The following is a 13,770-nucleotide window of genomic DNA, read 5'->3' as shown; positions in this document are numbered from 1 at the left end:
GTTCACACGTGCTGTCTCATGCTGTCTCACAGGAGCGGGGCGGACCGATGCTTGGATCAACCCACGGGACACTCACCACCGACTCCCGCCGCGCCCGGATCATCGCCTGCGGTGAGCGGCGGCCCGGGCCCGCCGTGCACGGCCGGGTGGACGACCTCGACGTCGGCGGGCGCCCGCTGCACGCGGACGTCCCGGACCTGAGCCTGTTCTTCCGCCCGCGGTCCGTCGCCGTGATCGGCGCCTCCGACGCGGAGGGCCGCCCGCACACGGGGATGACCCGGCAGCTGCTGGCCTGGGCCGAGCGGGTCGGCGCCCGGGTGCACCCCGTGCACCCGGCCCGCCCCTCCGTCTTCGGCGTCCCCTGTGTCCCCTGCGTCGCCGAACTGCCCGAACAGGTCGATCTGGCCGTCCTGTTGATCGCCGACCCGCTCCCGGTGATCGGGGAACTCGCCGAGGCCAAGGTGAAGTTCGCCGTCGCCTTCGCCTCCGGCTTCGCGGAGACCGGCGAGGCGGGCGCCGCGGCCCAGCGGCGGCTTGCGGAGGCCGTGCGCCGCTCCGGGCTGCGCCTGCTCGGCCCGAACACCAACCTGAACGCCTTCGAGCGCTTCCGGGACGACCTCACCGGACCGGCGATCGCGCTGATCACCCAGTCCGGCCACCAGGGCCGGCCCGTCTTCGCCCTCCAGGAACTGGGCATCCGCCTGACCCACTGGGCCCCGACCGGCAACGAGGCCGATCTGGAGAGCGCCGACTTCATCTCCTGGTTCGCCGAACAGCCCGAGGTCGGCGCCATCGCCGCGTACCTGGAGGGCCTCAAGGACGGCCGCGCCTTCCTGCTGGCCGCCGACCGCGCCGCCCGCCGGGGCGTGCCGGTGGTCGCGGTGAAGGTCGGCCGCACCGAGACCGGCGCCCGTACGGCCGCCTCGCACACCGGCAAGCTCACCGGCGCCGACGACGTGGTGGACGCGGCGATGCGCCAGTACGGCGTGATCCGCGTCGACGGCCTGGACGAACTCCAGGACACCGCGGCCCTGTTGGCGCGGGCCGGCGCCCCGCTCGCCGAGGGCGTCGCCGTCTACTCCATCTCCGGCGGCACCGGCGCCCATGTGGCCGACCTCGCCGCGGCGGCCGGGCTGCCCCTGCCGGCCCTCTCGGCGGCGAAGCAGGCCGAGCTGCACCAGTGGATACCGGAGTACCTCGGCGTCGCCAACCCCGTGGACAACGGCGGCCACCCGGTCGGCGACGCGCGCGGCCGGAAGATCATCGACGCGCTGCTCGCCGACCCCTCGATCGGCGTGCTGGTCTGCCCGGTCACCGGCCCCTTCCCGCCGCTCAGCGACAGGCTGGTGCGCGACCTGGTGGACGCGGCGGAGGAGACGGACAAGCTGGTCTGCGTGGTCTGGGGGTCGCCGGTCGGCACCGAGCCGGCGTACCGGGACGTCCTCCTCGGCTCCTCCCGCGTCGCCACCTTCCGCACCACCGGCAACTGCCTGCGGGCGGTGCGCGCCTGGCTCGACCACCACCGCTTCACCGCCCGCTACCGCTCCCCCTTCGACGAGGCCCCGCGCTTCCCCTCCCCCTCCTTCCGCAAGGCCGCCGCGCTGATGAGCCCCGGGCGGCAGCTCAGCGAGCACGCGGCCAAGCAGCTGCTGCGCGCCTACGGCATCCGGGTGCCGCGCGAGCAGCTGGTGACCAGCGCCGCGGCGGCCGTCCGCGCGGCGGCCCAGATCGGCTACCCGGTGGTGATGAAGGCGTCCGGCGACCGGCTCGCCCACAAGACCGAGCTGGGCCTGGTGCGGATCGGCCTCACCTCGGCCAGCCAGGTGCGCGACGCGTACCGCGAGCTGAACGACATCGCGCGCTACGAGGGCATCCCGCTGGACGGCGTCCTGGTGTGCCAGATGGTCGAGCGGGGCGTGGAGATGGTCGTCGGGGTCACCCATGACGAGCTGTTCGGGCCGACCGTGACCGCGGGACTCGGGGGCGTCCTGGTGGAGGTGCTGCGCGACACCGCCGTACGCGTCCCCCCGTTCGGCGAGGACCAGGCCCACGCCCTGCTCGGGGACCTGCGCGGCCGGGCCCTGCTGGACGGCGTGCGCGGGCGGCCGCCCGCCGATGTGGACGCCCTGGTGGAGGTGATCCTGCGCGTCCAGCGGATGGCCATGGAACTGGGCGACCACATCGCCGAGCTGGACATCAACCCGCTGATGGTGCTGCCCCGGGGGCAGGGCGCGGTGGCGCTGGACGCGCTGGTGGTGTGCCGATGACCGGGCTCGGCCACGAGGTGCGCGACCACGTCTCGTACCTCACCCTGAACCGTCCCGAGACCCTGAACGCCCTCACCCCCGCGCTGCGCGACCGCCTCGTCGAGCTGCTGGCCGAGGCGTCCGCCGACCCGTCCGTGCGGGCGGTGGTGCTCACCGGCACGGGCCGGGGCTTCTGCGCGGGCGCCGACCTGCGCTCCGGGACGGACGGCCCGCCCGCCACCCGGATACCGGGCGACGTGGCCCGCACCCTGCGCACCGGCGCCCAGCGCCTGATCGCCGCCGTCCTCGACTGCGAGAAGCCGGTGATCGCGGCGGTCAACGGCACGGCGGCGGGCCTCGGCGCGCATCTCGCCCTCGCCTGCGATCTGGTCCTGGCCGCCGAGCCGGCCCGTTTCATCGAGGTCTTCGTACGGCGCGGGCTCGTACCGGACGCGGGCGGGGCCTACCTCCTGCCCCGGCTGACCGGCCTCCAGCGGGCGAAGGAGCTGATGTTCTTCGGCGACGCGCTGTCCGCGCCGGAGGCGGAGCGGCTCGGCCTCGTCAACCGGGTCGTCCCGGAGGGGGAGCTGGCGAAGACGGCCCGCGATTGGGCCGGCCGTCTCGCCGCCGGCCCGACCCGTGCCCTCGCCCTGACCAAGCACCTCCTCAACTCCTCCCTCGACAGCGACCGCCCCTCCGCCTTCGCGGCGGAGGCGTGGGCGCAGGAGATCAACCTGGCCACGGAGGACGCCGGGGAGGGCCTGCGGGCGTTCACGGAGCGAAGAGGCCCGCGATTCCAGGGGCGTTGAGACCTCCCACGGCGAGGACACCGCCGAGGTCCGGGTCAACGGCCGTATCAGCGAGGCCGCTTCGGCGTCCCGGCGCACCGCGGACCGGCCGCGCCCGCCCTCGGGCGTTCGTACGCGCGCGCCTACGCCGTCCTCGTCCACCCGGCCTGACCCTCCGCGCTCCCGCGCGACCCTCCGCACCCCTTCCCGCCTGACGCCCTGTCAGCTTCAATGGAGGGGTGATGGGACACGCAGGAGCCGCCGCCGCAGCCGTCCGCTATCTGGGCCTGAACCCGGTGGACCCGCTGCCGCGCCCGGAGCTGCGCTGCGTGCGGGCGGACGAGCGGGCGCCGGTGGACCAGGCCGAGTTCCGCCGCGTCCTCGGCACCTTCGCGAGCGGGGTCACGGTCATCACGGCACCGGCCGCCGAGGGCGAGCGCGGCCCGGCCGGATTCGCCTGCCAGTCCTTCTCCTCGCTCTCCCTCGACCCGCCCCTGGTCTGCTTCATGGTGGCCCGTACGTCCACCACCTGGCCCCGCATCGCCCGCGCCGGCGTCTTCTGCGTCAACATCCTCGGCGCCGGCCAGGCCGAGCTGTGCCGGGCCTTCGCGGTGCGCGGCGCCGACAAGTTCGCGGGCGTCCCGCACACCCCCGCGCCCCGTACGGGGTCCCCCAGACTCCTGGGCGCGGCCGCCTGGATCGACTGCACCGTCCACGCGGTCCATCCCGGCGGCGACCACCTGATCGTGACCGGCCGCGTCGACGCCCTCGGCACCACCGAGGACCCCCCGGCCCCGCTCCTCTTCCACCGCGGCCGGTTCGGACGGCTCGCCGACTAGCCTGGCCCGGCGGACCTCGCGGTGGCCCTGGGCCTCGGCGCTCCCGTCGACGGACTCGCCGCCGCCACAAGGCCGGAGCCCGCCTGACCGCCGTTCCACACCGACGGGACCCGCTACCGGACCACTTGGCCGGAACCAGCCGCGTACACGCCGCATTACCCGCCATGTAATCGACGCGATGCGGGACCTCTGACAGGGTCGGGATCATGACGACTTCCGAAGCCCATGACCCCCGCCAGGACAGCCTCGACGCGGCCGTCTCCCGGCTGAAGGCCGAGGCGGGCGGACGCCTCGCGGCCCGGCACCGCGTCGACCTGGACCCGGCCGGGCTGGCCCGCGCGGCCGGCGTCGACCCGGCCCTGATCGAGGAGCGGTTCCCGGACCGGGACGCCCTGTTGACCGACCTGGTGCTGGCCGCCTACAACGCGATGGGCGACAGCGCGGAGCGGGCCGCGGCCGAGGCCCAGAAGGCCGGGGCCGAGCCGCTGGGCCGCTGGGTCGCGTGCTGCGAGGGCGTCCGCGCGTGGGCGCTCGCCCACCCCGAGGAGTACGTGCTGATCTGGGGCCGCCCGGTGCCCGGTTACGACGCCCCGCCGGAGACGATGGCCGCGGGCGCCCGCACGGTCCTGGTCCTGCTCGGCCTGGTCCGCGAGGCGTTGGCGGCCGGCGAACTCGCCGTGGACCATGTGCCCGCGCCCGAGCTGTCCGAGGGCATGGCCCGCACGATCGAGCCGCTGGCCCAGGGCATGCTGAGCGGCCTGCCCACCCCGGTCATCACCCGCATGCTGATCGTCTGGACCCAGCTGCACGGCATGGTCGGCTTCGAGGTCAACGGCCATATCGCGGGTGTCGCCGCCGACCCGGCCGCCTTCTTCACCCACGCGGCCACCGCCATGGGCCAGTACATCGGCCTGCCCCACTGACCCCGTGATCCCCGGCCGCGCTCCGACCCGCGGCCCAGGGGGCGCACGACGACCTGACCGGCCCCACCGTCAGCCCATGGCGGGGACCGGCTCGGGCGGGCGGACCCTGCGGATCACCAGGGACATCAGCGCCGCCGCCGCGCACAGCGTGCCCGAGGCGTACCAGACGAGGTCGTAGGAGCCGAAGACATCACGGGCGAGGCCGCCGAGGTAGGCCACGAGCGCGGCGCCGATCTGGTGGGAGGCCAGCACCCAGCCGAAGACGATCGCGCTGTCCTCGCCGAACCGCTCACGGCACAGGGCGAGGGTGGGCGGGACGGTGGCCACCCAGTCGAGGCCGTAGAAGACGATGAAGAACAGCATCGGCGGGTGGACCGAGGGGGCCAGCAGCATCGGCAGGAAGACCAGGGACAGGCCGCGCAGGGCGTAGTAGACCGCCAGCAGGCGGCGGGGCTCGAAGCGGTCGGTGAACCATCCGGAGGCGATGGTGCCGACGACGTCGAACACCCCGATCACCGCGAGCAGCGAGGCCGCCGTCGTCACCGGCATGCCGTGGTCGTGCTCGGCGGGCACGAAGTGGGTCTGGATCAGGCCGTTGGTGGAGGCGCCGCAGATCGCGAAGGTGCCGGCGAGGAGCCAGAAGGTGCCGGTGCGCACGGAGACCGACAGAACCTTGAGGGTGCGCCGGGCGGCGCCCGTCGCCGGGGGCGGCTTCGGTAGGAACTCCTGCGACCCGTAGGGGTTCTGCCCGATATCGGCCGGGTGGTCGCGCAGCAGCAGCCAGACGAAGGGCACCACGGCCAGGGCGGCGAGCGCGACGGTCACGGCGGCGGGCCGCCAGCCGTGGTGCTCGACCACCCAGGACAGCAGCGGCAGGAAGACCAGCTGCCCGGAGGCGGACGCGGCGGTCAGGATGCCGGTGACCAGTCCCCGGCGCTCGGTGAACCAGCGGTTGGTGACCGTCGCCGCGAAGGCCAGCGCCATCGAGCCGGTGCCGAGCCCGACGAGCAGCCCCCAGCACAGCCACAGCTGCCACGCCGCCGTCATCCACACGGTCAGCCCGGAGCCGAGCGCGATCACGGTCAGCGCCGCCGCGACCACCCGCCGGATGCCGAAGCGGTCCATCAGCGCGGCGGCGAACGGCGCGGTCACGCCGTAGAGCGCGAGATTGAGGGAGACGGCCGCGCCGATCGTGCCGCGCGACCAGCCGAACTCCTGGTGCAGGGGGTCGATCAGCAGGCTGGGCAGGGAGCGGAAGGCGGCCGCACCGGTGATCGTGACGAAGGTGACGGCCGCGACGAACCAGGCGCGGTGCGGGCGAGTGCGCGTCGGGCGCGGATCGGGCGGGGCGGCCGGGGCGGGGACGGCGGCGGGGTTTGTCTGAGTCACGTCCTCCAGCGTCCGCATTTCCTTCCCGTGCATCGAGTGGCCCGAAGGACAGCGTTCGCTAGGATCGGGCCATGCGTGTCGATCGGGCCATGAATGCCGACCGGGCCGTGGAGGCCGCCGAGGAGTTCCGTCCGCACCGGGTCGCCGTCCTCGCCCTGGACGGGCTGCTCCCCTTCGAACTGGGCATCCCGCACCGTGTCTTCGGCCGCCCCAGGGACGCCCGGGGCCGGTCGCTGTACGAGGTCTTCACCTGCTCGGTACGGCCCCCGGGCCCGGTGGAGACGGACGCCGACTTCGCCGTGCACGTGCCCCACGGCCCGGAGGCGCTGGCCCGCGCCGACACGGTGATCGTCCCGGCGTCGTACGAGCTGGGCCCGGTCTTCGAGGAGGGCCGGCTGACCGGGGAGCTGGCCGCCGCGCTCGCCCTGGTCCGGCCCGGCACCCGGCTCGCCTCCATCTGCACCGGGGTGTACGTCCTCGCCGCCGCCGGATATCTCGACGGCCGCCCGGCGACCACCCACTGGGCCGAGGCGGACCACTTCCAGCGGCTGTTCCCGCGCGTCCGGATGGACGCGGACGTGCTGTTCATCGACGACGGGGACGTGCTGACCTCGGCCGGGGTGGCCGCCGGGATCGATCTGTGCCTGCACATGGTCCGCCGCGACCACGGCACGGCCGTCGCCAACGACGTGGCCCGGCGCATGGTCGTCCCCCCGCACCGCGACGGCGGCCAGGCCCAGTACATAGAGCGCCCGGTGCCCGACCCCCAGCTCGCCACCACCACCGGCGCCCGCGCCTGGGCGCTGGCCCGGCTGCACGAGCCGATCCAGCTGCGCGACCTGGCCGAGCAGGAGGCCATGTCGGTACGCACCTTCACCCGCCGCTTCCGCGAGGAGGTCGGCGTCAGCCCCGGCCAGTGGCTCACCCGGCAACGGATCGAACGGGCCCGGCAGTTGCTGGAGTCCACCGACCTCTCCATGGACCGGGTGGCCCGGACCTCGGGCTTCGGCACGGCACAGTCGATGCGGCAGCACATGCAGCAGGCGCTGGGGGTGACACCGACGACGTACCGGCGGACGTTCAGGGCGCTGGCCGCGGACGCCTGAGGGCGCCGCCCGGGACAGGGCGCGCGTTCGTGTCGGAAGCGTTCGTGTCAGAGGCGTTCGTGTCAGAGGCGTTCGTGTCAGAACGTGAGCACCGCCCGTGCCACCCGTCCCGCCTCCGCGTCCGCCCGGGCCTTCTCGAAGTCCTCCACCGGGTACACCGCCGACACCAACTCGTCCAGCAGCAGGCGCCCTTGGCGGTACAGGTCGGCGTACAGGGCGATGTCGTGCTGGGGGCGGGCGGAGCCGTAGCGGCAGCCCAGGACCGACTTGTCCAGGTAGAGGGTGGAGACCCGGAAGGACGCCTCGGCGGCGGCCGGGGGCACGCCGAGGAGGATCGCCTGGCCGTGCCGGTCGAGGAGGTCGACGGCCTGCCGGATCAGCTCCACCCGGCCGACGCACTCGAAGACGTGGTCCGCCCCCGTCGGCAGCAGCTCCCGCACCGCGTCCGCCGAGGTGAGGAAGTCGGTCGCGCCGAACTCCCGGGCCATCGCCGCCTTCGCCGGGTTGGTGTCCACGGCCACGATCCGCAGGGCGCCCGCGAGCCGCGCCCCCTGGAGCACGTTCAGGCCGATGCCGCCGGTGCCGAGGACGACGACGCTGTCCCCGCACCGCACCCGGGCCCGGTTCAGCACGGCGCCCACCCCGGTGAGCACCCCGCAGCCGATCAGCGCGGCGGACTCCAGCGGGAGGTCACGGGGGACACGGACCGCCTGGACGGCCCGGACGACGGTGCGTTCCGCGAAGGCGGAGCTGGCGGCGAACTGGTGGACGGGCTCCGCCCCGGCCAGGGTGAACGGCCGCTGCGGGCGCCCGATCGCCTGCCGGCACATGGTCGGGCGGCCCCGGTCGCACTCCGGGCAGGTGCCGCAGCTGGCGAGCGTGGACAGGGCCACATGGTCGCCGGGCGCGACATGGGTGACCCCCGCGCCGACCGCCTCCACCACCCCGGCGCCCTCGTGCCCGAGCACCACCGGGACCGGGAACGGGATGGTGCCGTCCACCACCGACAGATCGCTGTGGCACAGTCCCGCCGCCGCGATCGCGACCAGGACCTCGCCCGGCCCCGGCTCCCGTACCGCCAGGTCGTCCACCACCCGTACCCGCCGGCCGTCGAACACCACACCCCGCATCACCGGACCCCCTTCGGCTCCCTGGGCAGGCCGAGCACGCGCTCGGCGATGATCGTGCGCTGGATCTGGTCCGAGCCGCCGTAGATCGTGTCGGCCCGGGAGAAGAGGAACAGGTGCTGGTCCGCGTCGATCCGGTACGGCTCCTCGGCCGACCACTCCCGGGGCCCCACCCCCGCCTGTGCGCCCCGCACCTGTACGGCCAACTCGCCGAGGCGCTGGTGCCAGTTGCCCCACAGCAGCTTGGCGACGCTGGGCGCGGCGGGCTCGTCCGCGCCGCCCAGGGTGCGCAGCGCGTGCCAGCGCATGGTGCGCAGCTCGGCCCACTGGCGGACCAGGCGGTCCCGCAGGAGGGGGTCGCGCGCGGCGCCGGTGCGTACGGCCGTCTCGACGATTCTCCGCAACTCCTGGCCGAATCCGATCTGCTGGGCCAGCGTGGACACCCCCCGCTCGAAGCCGAGCAGGCTCATCGCCACGCGCCACCCGTCGCCCTCCGCGCCGACGACGTGCTCCGCCCTGGCACCGTCGAAGAAGACCTCGTTGAAGTCGCTGGTCCCGGTCAGCTGCCGGATCGGCCGTACCTCGATCCGGCCCGGCTGGTCCATCGGCACGAGCAGGAAACTCAGCCCGTGATGCCGCCGCGCCCCCTCCTCGGTCCGCGCCAGCACGAAGCACCAGTCGGCCTCGTGGGCGAGGGAGGTCCAGATCTTCTGCCCGGTGACCCGGTGGTGCGCGCCCTCGCGTACGGCCTTCGTCCGCACCGCCGCGAGATCGGACCCGGCACCGGGCTCGCTGTACCCCTGGCACCAGAGTTCTTCCCCGGCCGCGACGGGCGGCAGGAAGCGCCGCTTCTGCTCCTCGGTCCCGTGCCTGATCAGCGTGGGCGCGAACAGGTTCTCCCCGATGTGCCCCGATCTGGCCGGCGCTCCGGAACGCGCGTACTCCTCGGCCCAGACGACCTGCCCGGTGAGCGTCCCGGTCCGGTTCCCGTAACCGTCCTCCGCCCAGCCGAGCCCGATCCAGCCGTCCTTGCCGAGGGTCCGTTCCCAGTCCCTGCGGCCGGCCGCCGGATCGGCGTGAGCCGCGAGCCACGCCCTCACCTCACCTCGAAAGTCTTCGTCCTCGTCACTGAACCCGAAATCCATACTCCCCGCCTCCATCCAGCCCGCGGTACCGGCAGCGCCCCGTCAGGGGCGCGGGGAACCGCGCGATCAACCACCACTCACCCGCAGCCGCCAACGATCAACTCCCCACGATCTATGAGGCGTTCGGACGGGCCCCCGACCTCGCCGCCTCCTCCATCGCCGCCAGCCGGGACAGCATCGGCATCGGATCCACCCCCACCGCCCCCGGCAGGAACTCCGCTATCCGCTCCGGCGTCCACGACCCGCCCTCGGCATAGACCGAGCGCAGCTCGACCGGCTGCGCCCACACCGCGATCCGCGCCCCCGCCACCGAGTACACCTGCCCGGTGATCCGCTCCCGCGCCGCCCGGTCCGAGAGCAGGTACACCACCAGCGCCGCCACGTCCTCCGCCGACCCCATCCCGGCCAGCTCCATGGGCACGTCCGCCGACATCCGCGTCCGCGCCACCGGCGCCACCGCGTTCGCCGTCACCCCGTACTTGTGCAGCCCCAGCGCCGCGCTGCGCACCAGCGAGATGATCCCGCCCTTGGCCGCGCTGTAGTTCGCCTGGGACACGGAGCCCTGGTGGTTCCCGCTGGTGAACCCGATCAGCGTGCCGGACCGCTGCCGCCGCATCACCGCGGCGGCCGCCCGGAAGACCGTGAACGTGCCCTTGAGGTGGGTCGCGATGACCGGGTCCCACTCCTCCTCGGTCATGTTGAACAGCATCCGCTCGCGCAGGATGCCGGCGACGCAGACCACCCCGTCGAGCCGTCCGAACGCGCCCACCGCCGTGTCCACGACCCGCTGCCCGCCCGCCATCGTGGAGATGTCGTCGGCGACCGCGACCGCCTCCCCGCCCGCCGCCTCGATCTCTTTCACGACCGCCGCGGCGACCTCGCTGCTCGGCGCGGTGCCGTCCGTCGCGACGCCGTAGTCGTTGACGACGACCCGCGCCCCCTCCCGCGCCGCCGCCAGCGCGACCGCCCGTCCGATGCCCCGCCCCGCGCCCGTGACGGCGATGACCTTGCCTGCCAAGAAGTTCCCCACGCCCGGCCCCTTCCCGCGGTTTCTGACGGTCCGTTAGATTTTATGGCCCGGCTCAGGCGCGGACACAAGCCCCGGGGAGGCACCGGATGACACTGCCCAAGGAGTTCCACGAGATCGCCGGGCGCGTGAACAACTGGGGGCGCTGGGGCGCCGAGGACGAGATCGGCACGCTCAACCTGATCACCGACGCGGTGGTGCGCGGCGCCGTCGCCGAGGTGCGCACGGGCCGTCGTATCCCGCTCGCGCTGCCCCTCACCCACGACGGCGTGCAGACGGGCGTGATCCCGGGCCGGGTCGATCCGCTGCACGCGATGACCCAGCTCAACCAGGAGTTGTTCGGGCCCGGCACGGTGGCGTGCAGCGACGATGTGGTGACCCTGGGGCTCCAGGCGGGCACGCACTGGGACGCGCTGCCGCACGTCTCGCACGGCGGGCGGCTCTACAACGGGCGCCCGGCGGCCACGGTGACCGCGCACGGCGGCGCCGCGTACTCCGGGATCGACAGGGCGGGGCCGGTCCTCTCGCGCGGGGTGCTGCTGGACGTGGCCGCGGCGCTGGGCGTGGAGCGGCTGGCCGGGGGGCACGCGGTCACGCCGCAGGAGCTGGAGCGGGCGGAGGAGTTCGGCGGGGTGCGGGTGCGGGCCGGTGACATCGTGCTGGTGCGCACCGGCCAGGTGCGGGTGCTGCTCGGCGGGGACCGGCACGGGTACGGCTATCCGTCGCCCGGTCTCTCGGTCCGTACGCCGGAGTGGTTCCACGCCCGCGATGTCGCCGCCGTCGCCAACGACACGCTCACCTTCGAGATCTTCCCGCCCGAGATCGACGATCTGTGGCTGCCGGTGCACGCCCTGCATCTGGTGGAGATGGGGATGCTCCAGGGCCAGAACTGGAATCTGGAAGAGTTGTCCACAGCCTGTGGAGAGTGCGGGCGGTACGCGTTCCTGCTGTCGGCGGCGCCCGAGCCGTTCGCGGGCGCGACGGGATCGCCGGTGGCCCCGGTGGCACTCCTGTGAGAGTCGAGACACGATGAGCAACGCGCGCCGGCGGCGGGCCGGTTGGCGGCGCGGTCGCCCCCCTGCGCCGCACGCCCGCGCCGCCCTCCGGTGCGACCCGCTCTCGGCGAGGACCCCTGGCCGCGGCCCGGCCCTCGCCGTCCCCTCGCGGCGAATCGACGCACACCAGCGTGTTCAGCCGGGCGGGGATCGTCAATGCCGGGGCGGTAATTCAGGACATGCGGCCGGTTCACGACGCCCGCGCACGGAGGCATCCCCCGGCGCACCGCGGCCCTCCCCGGGGCTACACCGCTTCGAAGGCGAAATCCTCGTACGCGGACGGACCGCCTCCGTACGCCACCGCCGCGCTCCTCTCGTGGCGCGCGCCGCCGTCCACCTCGCACCAGATGCTCTTGCCGGCGCCCTCGCGGCTCCAGCCCCAGCGGTCGGCGAGGCAGTCCACGAGGGCGAGGCCCCGGCCGCCGGTGGCGTCACCGCCGACGCAGCGCGGCACAGGGGCCCGGGAGCAGGTGTCGGTGACCTCGACCCGCACCGTGGGCGTGGGGGCGGCGGGGCCCGGGTGCCCGGCAGGGAGAGCCGCAGGACGGCCGGGCGGCCGGTGTGCACCACGGCGTTGGTCACCAGCTCGGAGACGAGCAGGACCAGCGTCTCGGCCACCGGCTCGTCGGCCGCTATGCCCAGCCCGTCGAGCCGCGAGCGGGCCCACTTCCTGGCGCGCCCCACTTCCGCGGGGTCGGGCCGGATCTCCAGCTGCACTTGAAGCACCTGCACCGCTCACACCATCCGAACCGGCGAGACCGCGACCCCGCGCCACCGAGCCGCCCCGGCGCGAGCCGTGACGACGATCACGAGGGCCACGATCGTAGCCATTTCCTGCATGGCCTGGACAACAGCCAGAGCAAGGGTCACGGAACGTGATCTCCTTGCTGCACAGCATGGTTGACGTACAGTCACCCCAACAAGCGCTTCGGGCATATTCCCTCGCGAAGGAGTACGCGTGGGGCATACTGTGCGACGCTTACGCCGGGGAGTCGAACACCCGGGGGCCTCGCCCCGGTCCACCCCGCGAGCAGCGGCACGCATCGCATGTCCCGGCGCCGCCCCAGGGGCACCGCCGGCATCGCCCGCGTTCGCAGCCACTCGCATCCCACACAAGGTACCGGAGCGGCCGCCGACTCCGGGCCGTGACGAGCCCCCGCGAAGGACACAACCCGGTATCAACGCTCTGTGATTCCAGGGCGCCACGATCCGCGACATCTTGGGCCATGGCTTTACTCCGGCGCAGCACAGCAGCGCTCAGGAGACCAAGCCTGCGGCGAGCAATTCCTCACTCTCCGTCACTTCTCCATTGCGCTGTGCACGCACCCACGCCCTTTTCAGATGCAGATGCACATCCGCCTCCCAGGTGAAGCCCATGCCGCCGTGCACCTGGAGGCAGTCGCGGGCGCCGCGCACGGCGGCCTCGTCGGCGAGCAGCCGGGCGGCCGCGATGTCGCCCGGGTCCCCGGTGACGGCGGCCGCGTAGACGGCGGCCCGCGCGGTCTCGGCACGCACCAGGAGGTCCGCGCACAGATGCTGCACGGCCTGGAACGACCCGATCGGCCGCCCGAACTGCTCGCGGGTCCGGGCGTGTTGCGCCGCCAGTTCGCTCAGCCGTACCGCACCGCCCAGTTGTTCGGCCGCCGTGAGGAGTACGGCGAGCGGGTCGGCGGCGGCCGCGCGCGGGACCCGGTGCAGGGGGGTCAACGGGTCGACCGACCGCAGCGGTACGGCTCCGCAGGCGTCCCCCCGTACGACGTCCGCCGCGTCCAGCCACTCCACCAGCTCCCCGCCGACGGCGGCCACCACCGTCTCCCCCGCCGCCGCGCCCGGTACGGCGCCCGCCGCGAGGTGCGTGGCCACCAGCGGGCCCGGCAGCAGCGCCCGCCCGGCCTCCTCGAAGGCGAGCACGGCCTCGGGGACCCCGAGCCCCACCCCGCCCGCCGCCTCCGGCAGCCGGAGCGCGAAGAACCCGGCCGCCCCCAGCGCCCGCCACAGCTCCCGGTCGATCCGCCCGGGGGCGTCGACGGCCGCGCGCAGCGCCTCCCGGGGAAACCGCCGCTCCAGCAGCCCGCGTACCCCCCGCTGCAACTCCCGCTGGTCCTCGGTCAGTCGGAACCGCACG

At 74.2% G+C, this 13,770-nt stretch carries 11 protein-coding genes and 1 pseudogene; 6 read left to right on the top strand and 6 right to left on the bottom strand.

Annotated features, from left to right (window positions below; translation table 11 throughout):
• Nucleotides 1–47 precede the first annotated feature (47 nt).
• The 4 genes from GHR20_RS20700 (at nt 48) to GHR20_RS20685 (ending at nt 4,796) form a co-directional block, all read left to right on the top strand.
• Nucleotides 48–2,267, top strand: coding sequence for an acetate--CoA ligase family protein (locus GHR20_RS20700; protein WP_153814031.1), 2,220 nt, complete (start codon nt 48–50; stop codon nt 2,265–2,267).
• Complete coding sequence (locus GHR20_RS20695) at nt 2,264–3,055, top strand: enoyl-CoA hydratase-related protein (protein WP_194858939.1); 792 nt, start codon at nt 2,264–2,266, stop codon at nt 3,053–3,055. The genes GHR20_RS20700 and GHR20_RS20695 overlap by 4 nt, the downstream gene beginning before the upstream one ends.
• Before the next feature lie 221 nt (nt 3,056–3,276).
• A complete protein-coding gene (locus GHR20_RS20690; RefSeq protein ID WP_111583803.1) occupies nt 3,277–3,873 on the top strand; it encodes a flavin reductase family protein in 597 nt (198 codons plus the stop codon).
• Between the two features lie 206 nt (nt 3,874–4,079).
• The gene (locus GHR20_RS20685; RefSeq protein ID WP_194858938.1) at nt 4,080–4,796 is read left to right on the top strand and encodes a TetR-like C-terminal domain-containing protein; all 717 of its coding nucleotides are present in this window, start codon (nt 4,080–4,082) and stop codon (nt 4,794–4,796) included.
• Between the two features lie 69 nt (nt 4,797–4,865).
• Here GHR20_RS20685 and GHR20_RS20680 read toward each other — a convergent pair whose 3' ends face one another.
• On the bottom strand, nt 4,866–6,185 hold the full coding sequence (locus GHR20_RS20680) for an MFS transporter (protein WP_153814029.1): 1,320 nt from the start codon (nt 6,183–6,185) through the stop codon (nt 4,866–4,868).
• Between the two features lie 71 nt (nt 6,186–6,256).
• On the opposite strand from GHR20_RS20680, the gene GHR20_RS20675 reads away from it, so the two are divergent.
• Nucleotides 6,257–7,291 (top strand): helix-turn-helix domain-containing protein, encoded by a 1,035-nt coding sequence (locus tag GHR20_RS20675; protein ID WP_243878085.1) that lies wholly within the window; start codon nt 6,257–6,259, stop codon nt 7,289–7,291.
• A gap of 77 nt (nt 7,292–7,368) precedes the next feature.
• Here GHR20_RS20675 and GHR20_RS20670 read toward each other — a convergent pair whose 3' ends face one another.
• The 3 genes from GHR20_RS20670 to GHR20_RS20660 form a co-directional block, all read right to left on the bottom strand.
• The gene (locus tag GHR20_RS20670) at nt 7,369–8,421 is read right to left on the bottom strand and encodes a Zn-dependent alcohol dehydrogenase (protein WP_111583805.1); all 1,053 of its coding nucleotides are present in this window, start codon (nt 8,419–8,421) and stop codon (nt 7,369–7,371) included.
• Nucleotides 8,421–9,563, bottom strand: coding sequence for an acyl-CoA dehydrogenase family protein (locus GHR20_RS20665; RefSeq protein ID WP_153814028.1), 1,143 nt, complete (start codon nt 9,561–9,563; stop codon nt 8,421–8,423). The genes GHR20_RS20670 and GHR20_RS20665 overlap by 1 nt, the downstream gene beginning before the upstream one ends.
• Before the next feature lie 112 nt (nt 9,564–9,675).
• Entirely contained in the window at nt 9,676–10,593 is a 918-nt protein-coding gene (locus tag GHR20_RS20660; RefSeq protein ID WP_153814027.1) for an SDR family NAD(P)-dependent oxidoreductase, read from the bottom strand.
• 86 nt (nt 10,594–10,679) lie between these two features.
• On the opposite strand from GHR20_RS20660, the gene GHR20_RS20655 reads away from it, so the two are divergent.
• On the top strand, nt 10,680–11,606 hold the full coding sequence (locus GHR20_RS20655; protein WP_153814026.1) for a cyclase family protein: 927 nt from the start codon (nt 10,680–10,682) through the stop codon (nt 11,604–11,606).
• A 283-nt stretch (nt 11,607–11,889) separates the two neighbouring features.
• On the opposite strand, the pseudogene GHR20_RS20650 reads toward GHR20_RS20655, so the two are convergent.
• Together GHR20_RS20650 and GHR20_RS20645 are read right to left on the bottom strand one after the other, a co-directional pair.
• A pseudogene (locus GHR20_RS20650) lies at nt 11,890–12,362 on the bottom strand (ATP-binding protein).
• Between the two features lie 540 nt (nt 12,363–12,902).
• Nucleotides 12,903–13,769, bottom strand: coding sequence for an acyl-CoA dehydrogenase family protein (locus GHR20_RS20645; RefSeq protein ID WP_153814025.1), 867 nt, complete (start codon nt 13,767–13,769; stop codon nt 12,903–12,905).
• Nucleotide 13,770 lies beyond the last annotated feature (1 nt).

Origin of the sequence: Streptomyces sp. SUK 48, from assembly GCF_009650765.1 — a bacterium.
GTDB lineage: Bacteria > Actinomycetota > Actinomycetes > Streptomycetales > Streptomycetaceae > Streptomyces.
This window is presented reverse-complemented; position numbering and strand designations above follow the sequence as displayed.

Bases quoted from the DNA above. Each gene is read 5' to 3' on its own strand.
- GHR20_RS20685 (WP_194858938.1), top strand. From the start codon at position 4,080: ATGACGACTTCCGAAGCCCATGACCCCCGCCAGGACAGCCTCGACGCG.
- GHR20_RS20700 (WP_153814031.1), top strand. From the start codon at position 48: ATGCTTGGATCAACCCACGGGACACTCACCACCGACTCCCGCCGCGCC.
- GHR20_RS20665 (WP_153814028.1), bottom strand. From the start codon at position 9,563: ATGGATTTCGGGTTCAGTGACGAGGACGAAGACTTTCGAGGTGAGGTG.
- GHR20_RS20675 (WP_243878085.1), top strand. From the start codon at position 6,257: ATGCGTGTCGATCGGGCCATGAATGCCGACCGGGCCGTGGAGGCCGCC.
- GHR20_RS20655 (WP_153814026.1), top strand. From the start codon at position 10,680: ATGACACTGCCCAAGGAGTTCCACGAGATCGCCGGGCGCGTGAACAAC.
- GHR20_RS20695 (WP_194858939.1), top strand. From the start codon at position 2,264: ATGACCGGGCTCGGCCACGAGGTGCGCGACCACGTCTCGTACCTCACC.
- GHR20_RS20670 (WP_111583805.1), bottom strand. From the start codon at position 8,421: ATGCGGGGTGTGGTGTTCGACGGCCGGCGGGTACGGGTGGTGGACGAC.
- GHR20_RS20690 (WP_111583803.1), top strand. From the start codon at position 3,277: ATGGGACACGCAGGAGCCGCCGCCGCAGCCGTCCGCTATCTGGGCCTG.